Annotated in this window: 14 protein-coding genes and 1 pseudogene; 3 read left to right on the top strand and 12 right to left on the bottom strand. The window is 68.6% G+C overall.

The annotated features are described in order from the left end of the window. Window positions 1-8: 8 nt before the first annotated feature. Complete coding sequence (locus J2X45_RS16970; protein ID WP_310217325.1) at window positions 9-668, top strand: arylesterase; 660 nt, start codon at window positions 9-11, stop codon at window positions 666-668. Window positions 669-816: 148 nt separating this feature from the next. Here the strand turns inward: J2X45_RS16970 and J2X45_RS16965 are convergent, their stop codons facing one another. The 12 genes and pseudogenes from J2X45_RS16965 to J2X45_RS16910 all read right to left on the bottom strand — a co-directional run bounded on the left by J2X45_RS16965 (window position 817) and on the right by J2X45_RS16910 (window position 12,489). Beyond that, window positions 817-3,897, bottom strand: coding sequence for an efflux RND transporter permease subunit (locus J2X45_RS16965; RefSeq protein ID WP_310217105.1), 3,081 nt, complete (start codon window positions 3,895-3,897; stop codon window positions 817-819). Between the two features lie 11 nt (window positions 3,898-3,908). Further along, entirely contained in the window at window positions 3,909-5,045 is a 1,137-nt protein-coding gene (locus J2X45_RS16960; RefSeq protein ID WP_310217102.1) for an efflux RND transporter periplasmic adaptor subunit, read from the bottom strand. An 89-nt stretch (window positions 5,046-5,134) separates the two neighbouring features. Beyond that, a complete protein-coding gene (locus J2X45_RS16955) occupies window positions 5,135-5,767 on the bottom strand; it encodes a glutathione S-transferase family protein (RefSeq protein WP_310217099.1) in 633 nt (210 codons plus the stop codon). A gap of 144 nt (window positions 5,768-5,911) precedes the next feature. Continuing rightward, window positions 5,912-7,084, bottom strand: coding sequence for an acetyl-CoA C-acetyltransferase (locus J2X45_RS16950; RefSeq protein ID WP_310217096.1), 1,173 nt, complete (start codon window positions 7,082-7,084; stop codon window positions 5,912-5,914). A gap of 44 nt (window positions 7,085-7,128) precedes the next feature. Next, complete coding sequence (locus J2X45_RS16945) at window positions 7,129-7,578, bottom strand: hypothetical protein (protein WP_310217093.1); 450 nt, start codon at window positions 7,576-7,578, stop codon at window positions 7,129-7,131. Window positions 7,579-7,649: 71 nt separating this feature from the next. Next, entirely contained in the window at window positions 7,650-7,994 is a 345-nt protein-coding gene (locus J2X45_RS16940; protein ID WP_310217091.1) for a hypothetical protein, read from the bottom strand. 185 nt (window positions 7,995-8,179) lie between these two features. Then, window positions 8,180-8,542 carry a hypothetical protein gene (locus J2X45_RS16935; RefSeq protein WP_310217089.1) on the bottom strand — a complete coding sequence of 121 codons (363 nt, stop codon included), beginning with the start codon at window positions 8,540-8,542 and terminating at the stop codon, window positions 8,180-8,182. A gap of 133 nt (window positions 8,543-8,675) precedes the next feature. Further along, a pseudogene (locus tag J2X45_RS16930) lies at window positions 8,676-8,876 on the bottom strand (helix-turn-helix transcriptional regulator); the annotation flags it as partial. Between the two features lie 60 nt (window positions 8,877-8,936). After that, window positions 8,937-9,995, bottom strand: a complete 1,059-nt coding sequence (gene mgrA, locus J2X45_RS16925) for an L-glyceraldehyde 3-phosphate reductase (RefSeq protein ID WP_310217086.1) — start codon at window positions 9,993-9,995, stop codon at window positions 8,937-8,939. A gap of 77 nt (window positions 9,996-10,072) precedes the next feature. Next, window positions 10,073-10,801, bottom strand: coding sequence for a FadR/GntR family transcriptional regulator (locus J2X45_RS16920; RefSeq protein ID WP_310217084.1), 729 nt, complete (start codon window positions 10,799-10,801; stop codon window positions 10,073-10,075). Between the two features lie 162 nt (window positions 10,802-10,963). After that, entirely contained in the window at window positions 10,964-11,572 is a 609-nt protein-coding gene (locus tag J2X45_RS16915) for a 2-dehydro-3-deoxy-6-phosphogalactonate aldolase (RefSeq protein ID WP_310217081.1), read from the bottom strand. Continuing rightward, a complete protein-coding gene (locus J2X45_RS16910) occupies window positions 11,569-12,489 on the bottom strand; it encodes a 2-dehydro-3-deoxygalactonokinase (protein WP_310217079.1) in 921 nt (306 codons plus the stop codon). The genes J2X45_RS16915 and J2X45_RS16910 overlap by 4 nt, the downstream gene beginning before the upstream one ends. Window positions 12,490-12,826: 337 nt before the next feature. Here J2X45_RS16910 and J2X45_RS16905 point away from each other — a divergent pair, with 337 nt between their 5' ends. Together J2X45_RS16905 and J2X45_RS16900 are read left to right on the top strand one after the other, a co-directional pair. After that, complete coding sequence (locus tag J2X45_RS16905; RefSeq protein WP_310217076.1) at window positions 12,827-15,787, top strand: TonB-dependent receptor; 2,961 nt, start codon at window positions 12,827-12,829, stop codon at window positions 15,785-15,787. Window positions 15,788-15,920: 133 nt separating this feature from the next. Then, window positions 15,921-17,432, top strand: coding sequence for a tryptophan 7-halogenase (locus tag J2X45_RS16900; protein ID WP_310217074.1), 1,512 nt, complete (start codon window positions 15,921-15,923; stop codon window positions 17,430-17,432). Window positions 17,433-17,642 lie beyond the last annotated feature (210 nt).

Genomic DNA, 17,642 nt, shown 5'->3' with positions numbered 1-17,642 from the left:
CCATGGTGATGTCCCAGCCTTTGTCAGCCCCCGATCGCCGGCGCGTCCTGGCGACTCTTCTGGCCCTGTCCATGCCCGGGGCGGCGGTGGCCGCGTCGCGCAAGCCCAAGGCGCCGCCGCCTGCGCCGGTGGTGACGGTGCTGGGCGACTCGATCACCGCGGGGCTCGGGCTCACGACCGACCGTGCGCTCCCGGCCCGCCTGCAGTCGGCGCTGGAGCAGAGGGGCGCGCGCGTGCAGGTCCGAGGACTGGGGGTTCTGGGCGACACGACGGGCGGGGGTCTCGCCCGCGTGGGCCGCGTGCCGGCCGAGACCCGTGTCTGCGTTGTGGCGCTGGGCGGCAACGACCTGCTGCAAGGCGTCGACCCGTCCAGGGCCAAGGCGAACCTGCGGGCGATCATCCAGCACCTGAAGTCGCGGGGCGTTCGAGTCGTGCTGGCGGGCGTCAGGGCTCCGGCGCTACTGGGCGCGGCCTACGCCCGGCGGTTCAACGCCATCTATCCGGATTTGGCCCGCGAGCAGGGGGTGTTCTATGCGCCCGACTTCTTCACTGGGGTGATCGGCATGTCGCGCTACATGCAGCGCGACGGCATCCATCCGAACGCCGACGGCGCCCGCGTCATCGCCGAGCGCCTGGCCCCGGTCGTGGCCCAGGCGTTGCGGGGGTGATGGGAAAGCCTCCGATCTCCCTGGCGAATGCCGGGGCCCAGCTTCATTCGGTGAGTTGGATGTGCAAACGCCCTCCGCCGAGAGCCAGCGAAGGGCGTTGGTGGATTCGATCTGGGCCCCGGCATTCGCCGGGGAAGCCGGATTTACACTACTCCACGATCGGCTTCTTGGCCGCCACGTGGTGCTGGCCGCCGAACATGCGGGCCATCAGCCGTTCGGCGCGGACCTTCAGGCCGTCCATCAGCACGAACACCACTGGGATGTAGAGCAGCGACAGCAGGGTCGAGGTGATCAGGCCGCCGATGACGGCGATGGCCATCGGGGCGCGAAACTCGACCTCGGCGCCCAGGCCGACGGCGGTGGGCAGCATGCCCGCGCCCATGGCCACGGTGGTCATCAGGATCGGACGGGCGCGCTTGTGGGCGGCGTCGATGATCGCCGTGCGCTTGTCCATGCCCTGTTCCTTCATGGCCATGATCGCGTACTCGACCAGCAGGATCGAGTTCTTGGCCGCGATGCCCATCAGCATCAGGATCCCGATCAGGGTCGAGATCGAGAAGCTGGAGCGGGCCAGGACCAGCAGGCCAAACGCGCCGCCGATGGCCAGCGGCAGGGCCACCATGATCGTCACCGGATGGGCGAAGCTACGGAACAGCAGCACCAGCACGACGTACATCAGGAGGATGCCGGTGATCAGCGCGCCCAGGAAGCCGGTGACCATCTCCTGGATGAACTCGGCGTCGCCGGCGGCCACTTCCTTGACGCCGGTCGGCAGATTCTTGACCGACGGCAGATCATGGACCCGCTTGGAGGCCTCGCCCACCACGATGCCGTCGAGTTCGGCGGTGATGGTGGCGACGCGGGCGCGATCCTGGCGGTTGATCTGCGAGGGACCCGCGCCGAAGCGCACGTCGGCCACCGCGTTCAGCGGCACGGGGCCGTTGGGCGAAGGCACCTGCAGGGTCTGCAGCACGGCGATGTCGGCGCGGGCGCTGTCATCCAGGCGCAGGCGGATCGGCACCTGGCGGTCGCCCAGATTGTACTTGGGCAGGTTCTGGTCGACGTCGCCGATGGTGGCCACGCGCACGGCCTGGGAGATGGCGCCGGCCGTGACGCCGGCGCGGGCGGCCTGGTCGGGCCTGGGCGTCACCACGATCTCGGGACGGGCGATGGCGGCGGTGTTGACCACGTGCGCCAGGCCCGGGACCGAGCGCATCTCGGCCTCGACCTTGCGCGCGGCGGCTTCTAGGGCCGGGCCGTTGTCGCTGACGAGGCTCAAGGTGTAGCTGCCGCCGTCCGACGGGCCGCCGCCGCTGTTGCTGCCGGCCCCGATGCGTGCGCCGGGGATGGCGGCGAACTGGTCGACCATCTGACGGCTGAACACCTTCTGGCTGATCCGCTCGCCCTTGTCGGTCAGGTCGGCGGTGACGCTGGCCTTGTTGACCGCGTTGTTCTCGCCGACGGCGGCGTAGACGCTGACGACCTCCTTGCGGGCGCGCAACTCGCGGGTGACGCGCTGAACGATGGCGTCGGTCTCATCCAGCGTGGCGCCGGGCGGCAGCTCGATCGAGAACTCGGCCCGGCCGCGGTCGACCTGCGGCTGGAACTCGAACGGCAGCAGGGTGGCCAGGTAGATCGACAGGCCGAACATCGGCACGCCCATCCACAGGACCTTCCAGCGATTGTTCAGGCCCCAGTTCAGGCTCTTGAGGTAGGGGCCCATCCACGGCGGGTCCTTGTCCTCGTGCTTGGCGTCGGCCTTGAGCATGTAGGCGCCCATCAGCGGCGTCAGCAGGCGGGCCACGACCAGCGAGAACAGCACCGAGATACAGGCCGCCAGGGCGAAGGCCTGGAAGAACTTGCCGATGATCCCCGGCATGAAGCCGACGGGCGCGAACACCGCCACGATGGTGAAGGTGGTCGCCACCACGGCCAGACCGATCTCGTCGGCCGCCTCCATCGCCGCCGCGTAGGGACTCTTTCCGCCCCGCATGTGGCGGACGATGTTCTCGATCTCGACGATGGCGTCGTCGACGAGGATGCCGACGGTCAGCGACAGGGCCAGCAGGGTGATGCCGTTCAGCGACTGGCCCATCGGCGCCAGGATCGCGAAGGTTGGGAACAACGAGGCCGGGATGGCCACCGCCGCCAGCAGCGTGGCGCGCCAGTCGCGCAGGAACAGCAGCACCACCAGCACGGCCAGGATCGCGCCGACGATCAGGGCTTCCATCGAGGCGAGATAGCTCTCCTCAATGTACTTCACGTTGGAGGTGATCTCCTTGATCTCGAGCTCGGGGCGGGCCTCGTCGAGCTTCTCGATCGCCTTGCGGACCTTCTGGGCGGTCTGCACCTCGGACGCGCCGCGGCCGCGGACCATGTTGAAGGTCACGACCTCCTGGCCGTCGAAGCGGGCGCGCGAGCGGGGCTCGGCCCAGTGGTCGGTGACCGTGCCCAGGTCCGCCAGCCGCACGGTGCCGCCGGACGACAGGGGCACGCGGGTCTCGCGCAGCTGCTCGATCGAGCCGGCCGCGCCCAGGGTGCGGATGGCGCGCTCGGAGCCCGAGACGGTCACCCGGCCGCCGGGCAGGTCGGCGTTGGATGAGACCAGGGCCTGGCTGACGGCGGCGGCGGTGACGCCGCGCGCGGCCAGACGGTCGGGATCCAAGGCGACCTCGATCTCGCGATCGACGCCCCCCTGTCGGTTGACCTGCCGCACGCCCTTGATGGCCAACAGGGTTCGGCTGACCTCGTTGTCGACGAACCAGCTGCGCTGCTCGGGCGTCATGGTGGGGGCCCTGACCACGTAGGTGATCAGCCCGCCGCCCGTGACGTCGATGCGGTTGACGATCGGCTCCTGCATGTCCTGGGGCAGAGCGCCCCGCAGGTTGGACATGGCGTTGCGGACGTCGTTGGTGACCTGCTCGTGGTCCACCCCCAGCTCGAACTCGATGAAGGTGGTCGAGGCGCCGTCCACGATGGTGGAGTTGACGTGACGCACCTGGCCCAGGCCCGAGATCGAGTCCTCGATCAGGCGGGTGACCTGGGTCTCAAGCTCGCTGGGGGCCGCGCCGGGTCGCACGGCCGTGACGACGACGAACGGGAAGTCGACGTCGGGATTGTTGTTGATCCGCATGCTGCGGAAGCCCGCCAGACCCGCGATGGTCAGCAGCAGGAACAGCAGGATGACGGGGATCGGGTTCTTGATCGACCAGGAGGAGATGTTGCGCATGGGGCGCGTCCTCAGCGGGCGGTCGTGGCGGGCGGAAGGGTCTTCTCGCCGCTGACGCGGACCAGATCGCCTTCGCCCAGGAAGCCTGCGCCCTCGACCACCACGTGCTCGCCGGCGGTCAGGCCGGCGGCGGCGATGCGGTCGCTGGTCGTGGCCAGGATGGTGATGCGGCGGAAGTGAGCCTTCCGGGCCGCGTCGACCACGAACACGCCGGGCCGGTTCTCGCGGTAGAGCACCGACTCGCTGGGAACGACCAGGGCCGGTTGGTCGCCGGCGTCGATCGTGGCGCGGGCGAACATGCCAGGGCGGAAGCCGCCCATGGCGCTCAGCGAGATGCGCGCCGTGCCCAGGCGGCTGGTGGGATTGACCTCGGAGGTGACCAGACGCACCCGGCCGGTCATCTCGCCGACCTTGTCGGAATAGACGCGCGCGGGCATGCCGGCCTTGATGGCGGCAAGGTCGGTCTCAGGGATCTCGGCGTCCAGCTCCAGCCGGCTGTCGCGGACGATGCGGAACAGTTCCGAACCGGCGCTGACGATCTGGCCCTTGGTGACGCTGCGGCGGCTGATCAGGCCGCTGACCGGGGCGCGGATGGCGGTCTGGGCCACGCGCGCGGCGGTCTCGCCCCGGCCCGCTTCGGCGGCGGCCAGGTTGGCGGCGGCGGTCGCCTGCCGGGTGGTGGCGGTGTCGAGACCCGCTTGCGACAGATAACCCTTGGCCTGCAGTTCACGCGCCCGGTTCAGCGCAGCGTTGGCCTCGGCGAGCGTCGCCTTGGCGCTGGCCACGGCGGCCTCCTGCTGGCGCAGTTGGGCGCTGATCAGCGCATCGTTCAGCTTGACCAGGACCTGGCCCGCCTGGACGACCTGGCCTTCCTCGGCGTTGACCGAGAGGGCGGTGAGGCCGCCGGTCTCGGCGCCGACCGGCACCTCTTCCCAGGGCGAGATGGTGCCCGTGGCGTTGATCTCGCGGGCGATCGTCTGGCTGGCGACGACGATGACGCTGACGGTGGCGGAAGCCGACGGTGCGGACTTCGGGGCCTTGGCCTTCTTGTCCCCGCATCCGGCCAGAGCGATCGCGCTCACGCCCAGAACCAACACCAGCGCGCTCAAACGGGGGCGACGCCCGTTGATCCCGTGCAACACGACCATATCCCCAGCCCAAGTTGGAAGTCCGAGGGCCTTCTAGCCGACAATGCCCGTGGCGCTCAGTTAATTTGCCGTAAGACGATAAAGCTCGGCTACAGGCTGGGCAAAGCGTCCTGCTGAGCGGCCTGGGCGCGCAGAAACGCCGGCCGTTCGCGCATCCGCGACCAGTAGGCCGCGACGGCGGGCGGGAAGTCTCCGTCGAGCTTCAGCGACTGGGCCAGCAGCAGCGCGTAGGCCACCGATATGTCGGCGCCGGTGAAGCGGTCGGCGGCCACGAAGGGGGAGCGTTCCAGGATGGCCTCGAGCCCCCGCAGCCGCGCCAGGAACCAGCGCGCGTAGTCGCTGGCGACCTGTGGCTGGCGGCGTTCTTCAGGCTCCAGCCGCGTGTAGCGCAGCACCAGGGTCTGGGGGAACGTCAGGGTGGCTTCACCGAACAGCAGACCGTTCAGATAGGCGCCGTAGCCGGGCTCCTCCGGTCGCACCGAGAGATGGCCGTCGCCATGGCGCATCGACAGGTACTCGATCATCGCCGAGGACTCGGTCATCCGCGTCTCGCCGTCGACCAGCAGCGGGATGGTGCCCAGCGGGTTCTCGTCCAGATATTCCCGCGCCAGGAAGCGCGGCGGGAAGGGCAGGAGCTTCAGCGCATAGGGCAGCTCCAGCTCCTCCAGCGCCCACAGCGGGCGGAAGGAGCGGGCGTCGCGGCAGTGCCAGAGGGTGATCATGGGGGCTTCTCCAATCCCTCTCCCCTTGCGGGAGAGGGTGGCCGCCGAAGGCGGTCGGGTGAGGGGTTTCTCGGCGGCGCCGGAGCCACCCCTCATCCGTCATCCTGCGGATGACACCTTCTCCCGCAAGGGGAGAAGGGGAAATCAGAGCCGCTCGACAATCGTCACGTTCGCCAGGCCGCCGCCCTCGCACATGGTCTGCAGACCATAGCGGGCGCCGCGGTCCTTCAGAGCGTGGACCAGCGTGGTCATCAGCTTGGCGCCTGAGCCGCCCAGCGGGTGGCCGAGCGCGATGGCGCCGCCGTTGACGTTCAGCTTGTCCGGATCGCCGCCTGTCACCTGCAGCCACGCGGTCGGCACCGAGGCGAAGGCCTCGTTGACCTCGTAGAGATCGATGTCGTCGATCTTCATGCCGGCTCGTTCCAGCGCCTTCTGGGTGGCGGGGATCGGGGCCTCCAGCATGATCACCGGATCATGGCCGATGACGGTCATGTGGTGGATGCGGGCCAGGGGCTGGACGCCCAGGGCCTTCAGGCCGCGTTCGTTGACGATCATCACGCCGGCCGCGCCGTCGCAGATCTGGCTGGAGGTGGCGGCGGTCAGGCGGCCGTCTTCGCTGAGCAGCTTCACGCCGCCGATCGACTCCAGCGTGGCGTCCCAGCGGATGCCTTCATCGGCGTCGTGGGTCTCGACCGAGCCGTCGGGCAGGGTCACCTGGATCGGCACGATCTCGGCGGCGAACTTGCCGCCCTTGGTCGCGGCCATGGCGCGCTGGTGGCTGGCCAGAGCGAAGGCGTCCAGCTGCTCGCGCGACAGGTCATACTTCTTGGCCAGCATCTCGGCGCCGGCGAACTGGCTGAACTGGATGCCCGGATAGCGCTCTTCCATGCGCGGGCTCTTGTAGGTCCCGAAGCCGTTCTTGTAGGGCAGGGCCGAGGACAGGCCCATCGGCACGCGGCTCATGCTCTCGACGCCGGCCGCGATGACGATGTCCATCGCGCCCGACATCACGGTGGCGGCGGCGAAGTGGATCGACTGCTGCGACGAGCCGCACTGACGGTCGACCGAGGTGGCCGGCACGCTCTCGGGCAGCTTGGAGGCCAGCACGGCGTTGCGGGCGATGTTGATGGCCTGCTCGCCCACCTGGCCCACGCAGCCCATGATCACGTCCTCGATCAGGGCCGGATCGGCGCCGCTGCGGTCGACCAGGGCGTTCAGCACCTCGCCCGCCAGATCGGCCGGATGCCAGCCCGAGACCCGTCCGCCCTTGCGTCCGCCGGCCGTGCGCGCGGCCGCCACGATATAGGCTTCGCCCATCAGTTCCTCCTCTTGGTTGGCGGGAGGAAAACAGGCGCTGACGGCTATGTCAGCCGTGACGCGGCGTCACGCGTTGGCGGCTGGTCAGGCCGTCTCCGGCCGACCGCGCCGAGGAACAGCGCCAGCATCGTCAGATAGCTGAACAGGCCGCTGGCGATGAAGCCGGCGCGGCTCCAGATGCGCGGATCGGCCAGCATCGCCAGCGCCAGGACGACCGAGAGGCCATGGAACGCGCAGGCCCACATCGGCCACCAGCGCTCCGACTTCAGCGCGATGACGAGCAGCACGAGAAAGAGGGCGATGTCGATGACCATGATGATCGCCTGCGGACCCAGCCGCTGGTCGGCGTCATGCAGCCACGCGCTGGCCAGCCAGGCGAGGATCATCGCCACGGCGGCGGTCCGCTCGGGCCAGCGTCCCCGCCACAGGGCGACGCCGGTGGCCAGCAGGAGGGCGAGCAGATTGGCCCATTGGTAGAGTGCGCCGAAGGTCATCGCCGGCAGGTTGAGGCTTGGCCGCGGAAATGCAACTCCCCTCCGCCGGCGCTGGAGGGGAGCGATGGCGTTCAAGCCGCGTCGACGACGGTCAGGCGACCTTCGGTCGGAGGCTTGGGCTTTTCGCCGCCGGTGCCGAACGCGATGGCGCCCAGGCCGATGTCGCGCTGTGCGATCGACAGCTGCTTGTGCGTGGCGACGATGTTCTGGCGCGCCAGGGCCAGGGCCTGCATCGTCTCGACGGCGCCCATCAGCGCCTCCTGGCCGACCATGGCCGACAGGTTGGCGGACTGGCGGCTGGCGGGCATCAGGCCCGCCAGGGCGGCGGTCTGGGTGATGGCCGCGTCGATGGCCTTTTCTGCGGCGAACAGAGCTTCGGCGACCGTCTCAGCCGCCAGGCGACGTTCCTTGAGCATGCGTGGTCTCCTCGCGCCGATCGGCGTCGGCGCGTTGCAAGGGGTCATGGGGGGCAAGCCCGGCTCCCTGGGCGAGGGTTAGGGGAACAAACCTTCGAGCGCGTGGAGCCCAGCCAGGATCGAACCAAACGCCAAGGCGGTCACGATCATCACGGTCGCGATGAAGGCCAGTCGCAGGGGTAGACTCAGATGGTTTGGTCGTCCGCTTCCGAATCCGAGCAGGACAAGTCCGGCGGAAAGGTCTCGTCCATCACCGCGCTGGCGATGCACAGGATCTCCCGCATCACCAGTTCGCTGGGCTTGAACGTGGCCTGCTTGCGGGTGGCCGACACCAGGTCGTGAACCATCGCCGCGCCAGCCGCCGTCGCTGACAGGCTGGCCAGTTGCCGCTCCAGTTCGCTCCAGGTGATCGGCGGCAACAGATCCGCCGAGTTCAGCCGTGGCCAATCCTGGTGGAAGCTCGCCACCTCCCGTCGCAGATGGGCCGCCTTGCCAATGGCGTCCTTCTGATAGGGGTTCAGTTCCGGGTGCGGGGTCGACGCGTTCACGGGGGTCTCCTTCCTCAACGCCCCGAGCAGAGCGTGCGGAAGTCTCCTCGCCTAGCCGCGCCGGATCGGACCCCGACGCGATCGGAGGGGGGGCAGGGCCCTGATGCGCGCGGTCGGACATCCGCCGCGCGGCGTCGTAGCGATCGGTCGCGCCCAGGCGGCGGCGCGCCTTGTCCAGGTGCCAGTCGACGGTGTGCTTGGACAGCCCCAGCTCGCGCGCGATTTCCTTGGAGCTCATGTGGCGGTCGACGAGTCGAAGGCATTCGCGCTCACGCTCGGTGAGGCGATGGAGGCCCTCGGCCTGATCCGAAAGGATGTGCTCGCCCTTAGCCATCGGAAGAACCTTATGCGAACAGTCCGGTTCGGCAAGCGCCGGAACATTAAACCTTGGCCGCTACCGTTGCGGCAGGTCGCTTCCTGCCAGGTCCGACGACACCTTCCACAGGTCCACGCCGCCTTCCGAGGCGTGGAGGTCGATCTGGGCCAGTTCCTCGGTGGTGAAGCTCGGCGTCTTCAGGGCGGCCAGCGAGTCCTCGAGCTGCGCCACCGTCCGCGCGCCGATCAGCGCCGAGGTGACGCGCGGGTCGCGCAGGGTCCAGGCGATCGCCATCTGGGCCAGGGTCTGGCCGCGGCGCTGGGCGATAGCGCCCAGGGCCTGGATCCTGGCCAGGTTCTCCGGCGTCAGCATCCGCCCGTCGAAGGAGCCGGCCTTGGCCACGCGAGAGTCGTCCGGCACGCCGTTCAGGTACTTGTTGGTCAGAAGCCCCTGGGCCAGCGGCGAGAAGGCGATGCAGCCGACGCCGAGATCGGACAGGGCGCCCAGCAGCTCATCCTCGATCCAGCGGTTGACCATGGAGTAGGACGGCTGGTGGATCAGCAGCGGCACGCCCTCGGCCTTCAGGATGGCGTGGGCCTGGCGGGTCAGCTCCGGCGAGTACGAGGAGATCCCCACATACAGCGCCTTGCCCTGGCGATGCAGGTGGGCCAGGGCGCCCATGGTCTCCTCCAGCGGCGTCGTGGGATCGACCCGGTGCGAGTAGAAGATGTCGACATAGTCCAGCCCCATGCGCTTGAGGCTCTGGTCGCAGCTGGCGATCAGATACTTCCGCGAGCCGCCGATCCCGCCGTACGGGCCGGGCCACATGTCCCAGCCGGCCTTGGTGGAGATGACCAACTCGTCGCGATGGGCCTTGAAGTCGGTGGCCAGGACCTTGCCGAAATTCTCCTCCGCCGAGCCGTAGGGCGGGCCGTAGTTGTTGGCGAGGTCGAAGTGGGTGACGCCCAGATCGAAGGCCCGACGCAGGATGGCGCGGCCGGTCTCGAAGACGTCGGCGCCCCCGAAATTCTGCCACAGGCCCAGCGAGATCGCCGGCAGGTCCAGCCCGCTGCGCCCTGTCCGGCGATAGGGCATGGCGGCGTAGCGGTCGGCGCTTGCGACATAGGGAACTTGCACGTGAAAACGCTCCGAGACGGGCATGGGTGCGACAGCGTTGTCATGCTGGCCCGCGACCTGGCCGCGCGCAAGCCCGTTCAGGCGTCCCGGCGCGCGCGCTCGCTCTCGGTGGCGGGAGACGCCGCGCGGATCAGCTCCAGGACGTCGGCGATGATCTCGCGCATGACCGCGGCGGCGCGATCCGCGTCACGGGCGATGATCGCGTTGGCCACCGCCTCGTGCGACGGGATCGAGGCGGTGCGGCCCTTGATCCGGTTGGTGAAGCGGATCGAGATCCGCAGCGCGGTGTTCACCAGTTCGTGCAGCTCGCGATAGAACGGGTTCTTGGTCGCGTTCAGGATCGCGATGTGGAACGCGATGTCGGCCGACAGCGGGTCGTCCTCGCCCTCGGCGGCGGCCTTCATCCGGCGCAGGCCCTTGCGGATCTCCTCCAGGCCCGCCTCGTCGGCGTGCCGGGCGGCCAGGGCGGCGGCGGTGGGCTCGATGCCCATGCGCATCTCGGTGAAGTCGGCCAGCAGGCGCAGCGAGAACTTGCGCTCCAGCAGCCAGCGCAGGACGTCGGGGTCGAGCATGTTCCACTCGGCCTCCGGCTCGACGACGGTGCCGTGCCGGGGACGGGCGCTGAGCAGGCCCTTGGCGGTGAGCATCTTCACCGCCTCGCGCGTCACCGTGCGGCTGGCGCCGAACTGCTTGGACAGCTCTCCCTCGGTGGGAAAGCCGCCATTGGCGTACTCGCCGGTCACGATGGCCTGTCCGAGCTGCTCGACCAGGCCATAGGTCAAACTCAGGCCGGGCTGAGTGCGCATCTACGGCTCTTCTTTCCTGCGACGGCGAGGCGAAAGGGCGCTCGCCGCTGTGTACCTTGGTTTGCTCCGTCCGCAACGGGACGGTTGCCATGACTACAGCCGCGACCGTGGCGTTCGGCAAGCGTGTTCGGGCCGGACGTCATCCCGCGCGGCGAAAAGGACTTACCCATGCCACGCGGCCACCAGGCGCGCGGCCCGTTCGGCCACGTCGGCGGCGCGATCGCCAGGACGATAGAGCTCCCCGCCCACGCCGATCCCGTCGACGCCGACCGCGCGCCAGGCGTCCAGATTGCCCGCGCCGACCCCGCCCACGGCGTAGACGGCCACGTCGCGCGGCAGCACGTCCTTTACGGCCTTGAGGTGTCCGGGTCCGAAGGTTCCGGCCGGGAACAGCTTCAAGGCGCGGGCCCCGGCCTTGATGGCCGCGAACGCCTCGGTCGGCGTGGCGAAGCCCGGCATGACCGTCAGGCCCAGCGCCGCGGCGTGGGCGATGACGGCGGGGTCGGTGTTCGGGGTCACGATCAGCATGCCGCCCGCCTTCGCCACCGCATCGACCGCGTCCGTCGTCAGGACGGTGCCGGCGCCGCACAGGGCCTGGTCGCCGAAGGCCTCGCATAGCCGGCGGATGCTCTCCAGCGGGTCTGGCGAGTTGAGCGGAACCTCGATCGCGCTGACGCCGGCGCCGACCAGGGCGGCGGCGATATCGACCACCTCGTCGGGCTTCACCCCGCGCAGGATGGCGACGATGGGGGGCAGGGGCGAGGCGCTCATGTCGAGGCGTCCTGGTGTCGGGTGATCGTCGAAAGGCCCGCCAGCACGGCGGCGTCGCCGTCCACGGCCGACGCCGTGACGCCGGCGGCGGCCAGGGCCTGAACATAGAGCGCCGCGAGGGCGCCGTCGCCGATCACGGTGGCGGCGGGCATGGCGCCGAACCAGTCCCTCGCGGCGGCCACGTCGGCGCCGATCAGCAGTCCTGACAGAAAGCCCATGGCGTCGGCGGGCGACATCGCGTCCACAAGCTGGCGGGCGCGGGTCTCGAACATCAGGTGGGTCAGGCGTTGCGCGCCCTGTTCGGCGATGCGGGCCAGGCCCAGCGCGAAGCCCGAGGCCGAGCCTTCGGCCAGGCTGCCGCCGCCCGCGCCCAAGGTGGAATGGGCCTTGAGCAGGGCGAAGGTCTCGCCGATCGGCGCAGTGAGGAACGCGGCGATCCGGCCGTCCTCGACCACCACCCACTTGTTGTGCGTGCCGGGCAGCACCAGCAGATGACGGCCCGACCGCAGGCCTGCGTCCAGGGACAGGGCGCCGAAGACTTGCGTCTCCTCGCCGCGCATGACGTCGGGTCCGCCCAGCGGGTTGACGCAGGACAGGCCCGGGACGATCCGAACCGGCAAGCCCTCGGCCTCGAGGGCGACGGTGCGCGCGGCGACCTCGGCCGCGGTAGCGGGACAGGGCGCATAGGGCGCCTCGATCCAGCCCATCCGTGATCCGACCATGCCGCACAGGATCGCGTGGGCGGGCCGCGCCTCGCGCCAGTCGCCCACCAGATCCAGGAAGGTCTTCTCCGGGCTGTCGGTCAGCGCCGTCACGCCGGGGCCATCGCGGCGATGGATCACGCTCTTGCCCTGGCGCAGCCACAGGCGCAGGCGCGAGCCGCCCCAGTCCCCGACGATCACGATGTTCTGGTCCATCAGGCCGATTCCAGTCTCACGGCCCAACCGAAAGCGCCAAGCGGGAAGTCCGTCGGCGCTCGTTTATAATATAATATCGGAGCCAGCAATCGGAGGCGCCGCCTCTGTGGGCGAGCCCGCAGGCCTCCGAATCTCTTACAGGCGACCGGTGTCACGGCCCGGACGTGGCAAAAACGACGCTAGGCGGCCCTCGAAATGATAGCGCTATCAAATTCGGCTTGAAGGTATCAATTATACGATTATAGCTTGCCGACATCGAGCAGCGGCGGAGGGCCGCGCGCCACCGGTCACCCAAGAACGGACCGGGGCGGCTCCTGACAGGGGGAAGGGAACGGCCATGCAGCGCCTTGATTCGACACATCGCAAACTCATGCTGACGGGCGCGTCCGCGCTGGTGCTGTGCCTCGCCGCGCCGACCGCGGTGTTCGCGCAGCAGACGGCGCAGGACGACACATCGGTCGAGGCGGTGGTCGTCACCGGCCAGCGCGCGGCCATCCAGTCGGCCCAGAAGATCAAGCAGAACGCCTCGGAAATCGTCGACGGCATCAGCGCCGACGACATCGGCAAGCTGCCCGATCGCTCGGTCACCGAGGCGCTGCAGCGCGTCGTCGGCGTCACCATCGACCACACGATGTCGCGCGGGGATCCGGAGCACTTCTCGGTCGAGGGCTCGGGCGTGAACATCCGCGGCCTGACCTATGTCCGCTCGGAGCTGAACGGCCGCGACAGCTTCACCGCCAACGGCGGCCGGGCGTTGTCGTTCGAGGACGTGCCGCCTGAGCTGATGGCTGGCGTCGACATCTACAAGAACCCCTCGGCCGAGCAGATCGAAGGCGCCATCGGCGGCCTGGTGAACCTGCGCACGCAGATGCCGTTCAACTTCCCGGGCCTGAAGGTCGGGGCCTCGGCCTCGCTGGGCTATGGCGAGCTCTCCAAGGGCAAGGCCAAGCCGTCGGGCTCGCTGCTGCTGTCCAACCGCTGGGACACCAGCCTTGGCCAGTTCGGCGCCCTGTTCGATGTGGCCTATTCGGAAAGCCACACCCGCACCGACGCGATCCAGCAGGAAGCCTATTTCCCGCACCTGCCCTCGACCCAGGACGCCAGCAACAGCTGGAACACCACCGGCAAGACCGTCTGGCTGCCCAACGGCCTGCAGTGGCGCACGCTGGACTTCGACCGCCGGCGCCTCGGGCTCTACGGCGCGCTGCAATGGAAGCCGAACGACAAGTTCCAGACCAGCCTCACGGGCTTCCGCAGCGACTACAAGATGGACTGGGGCGAGTTCGCGATCTTCTCCCAGATCGGCAATCCCGGGAACGTCGTCGTCGCCAACGGCAAGTATGACGACAAGGGCGTCCTGACCTCGGGCGTGCTGTCTGATCCGGCGGACGGCGGCATGCCGTTCAACGACGACGTCCGCACCGCCAACCGCAAGTCGGTGACCACCGACTTCGCCTGGTCGGCGCAGTTCACGCCCGACGACAAGCTGACCATCAAGACCGACGTGCAGTACGTGCGCGGCACGACCAAGGGCTTCGACTCGACGGTCGCCACGGGTCTCTTGATCCCGTCCCAGACCATCGACCTGACCGGCTCGCTGCCGACCATCGGGGTCGACAAGGCCTTCATGACGAACCCCAACAACTACTATTGGGCGTTCACCATGGACCACTTCGACGAAAGCGTCGGCAAGGAGTGGGCCTGGCGGGGCGACGTCGAGTACGCCTTCGACAGCGACGTGCTGAAGTCGCTGCGCTTTGGCGCCCGCTACACCGACCGCTCGGCGCTGAACAAGAACACGCCCTACAACTGGCAGGCCGTCAGCCAGACCTGGATGCTGGGCTGGTACATGAACAGCCTGGCCTCGGTGGGGACCTACAAGGCGCCGACCACCACCTACGACTTCCCGAACTTCTTCAACGGCGGCGCCTCGCTGCCGTCGGCGGTGGTGTTCCCGGCCCTGGAGCTGGCGACCGGCTGGCCCGCCAGCTACCAGACCCTGCACAAGTTCCGCGCCCAGAACAGCATCTATGACCAGGGCTACACCTGGTCGCCGGCAACCTATGGGCCGGGCGCGATCAACGAGCAGTCGGAAAACACCTACACCGGCTACGCGATGCTGCGCTTTGGCTGGGACCAGGCGAAGTATCCGGTCGACGGCAATATCGGCGTCCGCGTGGTCAAGACGCGCTCAGAAGCGATCGGCTCGTTCGTCGGCGCCGCCACCCCGGCCGTCGATCCCAGCATCCCGGCCGGCAAGATCCCGATCTTCACGGCCACCACGACCGAGGGCACGTATCACAACGACTACACCAACGTGCTGCCCAGCCTGAACCTGCGGGTGAAGTTCACCGACACGCTGCAGGCGCGCTTCGCGGCGGCCAAGGCGATCGCGCGTCCGGACTACAGCCAGCTGCAGGCCTATACGACGCTCAGCGTGGGCATCACCGGCTCGGGCCCCAACGCCGTGGCCGACCTCACGGGCAATGGCTCGGGCAATCCGTACCTGAAGCCGACCCAGTCCAACCAGTATGACGCCACGCTGGAGTGGTACTTCGCCCCCACCGGCTCGCTGACGGCCGCGGTCTTCTACAAGGACCTCAAGGACGTCGTGACCAACGCCCTCTACAACGTGCCCTATGCGGCCACGAACGGGACGGTCTACCCGTTCGCCACGACGGCGCCGGTCAACGGCGCCAAGGGCACGGCCAAGGGCTTCGAGATCGCCTACAGCCAGTTCTTCGACTTCCTGCCGGGCTGGCTGAGCGGCTTTGGCGTGCAGGCCAACTACACCTATGTCGACAGCGACCAGACGCTGTACGGCAACCCGCAGAACGCCACGACCAGCCAGCTGACGACCTACGTGCAGAACACGTTCGGCGTCGACACGGACGGCTCGACGTTCGCCACCCTGCCGCTGACCTACCTGTCCAAGAACAGCTACAACCTCGCCCTGATGTACGAGAAGGGGAAGGTCTCGGCGCGCCTGGCCTACAACTGGCGCTCCAAGTACCTGCAGGCGGTGAACGTCAACGGCACCAACGGCGGCAACGGCTTCAACAAGGCCACCAAAGGCTATGACCAACGTTGGGCCCTGCCGACCTGGGCGGACGACTACGGCCAGCTGGATGGCTCGCTGTTCTACAAGGTCACCCCCAGGATCACCCTGGGGATCGAGGCCCAGAACCTGACCGACAGCACCTACAAGCAGCTGATGCAGCAGAACATCGGCATGAAGGGCCGGGCCTGGTTCGTCACTGGCCGCCGCTTCAACGCCCAGATCCGCTACACGTTCTAGGTTTGGCGAAAACGGAAACCTCGCCCTTCGACAGGCTCAGGGTGAGGTTTCCGATGGGTTCCGGCGCGAGATCGTCCTCACCCTGAGCTTGTGGAAGGGCGAGGGCGATCTTGCTGTCGAAGAGGCGGTCGGCATGAACGACAGGCGCATACGCAAGGTGGTGATCGTCGGCGGCGGGACCGCCGGCTGGATGACGGCCGCCGCGCTGGCGCGTTTCCTCGAGCATCAGCCCGCGGCGATCGAACTGGTCGAGTCCGAGGCCATCGGCACGGTCGGGGTGGGGGAGGCGACGATCCCGCCGATCCGCAATTTCAACGCCGTGCTCGGCATCGACGAGATCGACTTCATCAAGGCCACCCAGGCGACCTTCAAGCTGGGCATCGCCTTCGAGGACTGGCGGGTTCCGGGCTCGCGGTGGTTCCACGGCTTTGGCGACTATGGGCCCAAGATCGACGGGGTCTCGCCGCACCATCATTGGCGGCGGCTGCGGACGGCGGGCGATCCGACCAGCCACGAGGCCTATTCGCTGACCACCCAGATGGCGGCGCTGAACCGCTTCCGGCCGCCGGTTCCGGATCCGCGCTCGGTCTATTCCAACTACGCCTACGCCTTTCAGTTCGACGCCGGCCTCTACGCGCGTTACCTGCGCGGCTACGCCGAGGCGCGGGGCGTCACGCGCACCGAGGGCAAGATCGCCAAGGTCGACCTGCGCGGCGCCGACGGCTTCGTCGAGGCGGTGGTGCTGGAAGACGGCCGGCGCATCGAGGGCGACCTCTTCATCGACTGCTCGGGCTTCCGGGGCCTCTTGATCGAGGAGGCGCTGGGGACCGGCTATGAGGACTGGTCGCACTGGCTTCCGGTCAACCGCGCCCTGGCGGTCCCGTGCGCGCGGGTCGGCGAGCTGACCCCCTATACGACCGCCAGCGCCGACGCGGCCGGCTGGCGCTGGCGCATCCCGCTGCAGCACCGCACGGGGAACGGCTATGTCTTCTGCGACGCCTTCATCTCCGAGGACGAGGCGGCTGCGACCCTGGTGTCCAAGCTGGACGGCGAGGCCCTGGATACGCCCCGACCCTTGCGCTTCGTCACGGGACGCCGCCGCAAGATCTGGAACCGCAACGTCGTGGCCGTGGGGCTGTCGTCCGGCTTCATCGAGCCGCTGGAAAGCACCAGCATCCACCTGATCCAGAATGCGATCGGCCGCCTGATCGAGTATTTCCCCGACCGCGACTTCGACCCCAAGCGCTCCGAGCGCTTCAACACGCTCAGCGCCGCCGAGATCGAGCACATCCGCGACTTCATCGTGCTGCACTATGTGACCGCCCAGCGCGACGACACGCCGTTCTGGCGGCATGTTCGCAGCATCGATCCGCCGGACGCCCTGAAGGAACAGCTGCAGCGGTTCCGGCGCACCGGCGAGGCCTTGCTGAAGACCGAGGACTCGTTCCTCGAGCCCAGCTGGCTGGCTATCTATCTGGGCCAGGACATCGTGCCCGAGGCGCACGATTCGCGCGCTGACCAGATCCCGCTGGCCGAGCTGTCGGACGGTATGCGTCGGCGCCGCGAGGCGGTGCGGCAGGCCGCCGAGGCGCTGCCGCCGCACGCGGCGTTCATCGACCGCTTCTGCAAGGCGACGCCGCTCTGAAGCGACCTGACAACGTTATCAAATCCGCTTGCTGGTCTGAATTATATGATTATAGTTTTGCCGTGTCGGGCCGGGGCCACTTACCGGTTCGTCGGTGCGGGGAAGGGCTCACCGGCCTTCGCGCGCCTCGCGCGGCGCCTCTCCCCGAGGCCGCGCGATGTCCTGACCCGCGCATCGTCACCTGCGACGGTGCGCGGATTTTTTTGACTG

Source organism: Caulobacter sp. BE264, from assembly GCF_031457805.1.
In the GTDB taxonomy this organism is placed as follows: Bacteria; Pseudomonadota; Alphaproteobacteria; order Caulobacterales; family Caulobacteraceae; genus Caulobacter.
The sequence above is the reverse complement of the archived record's forward strand: the minus strand, read 5'-3'. Positions and strand labels throughout refer to the sequence as shown.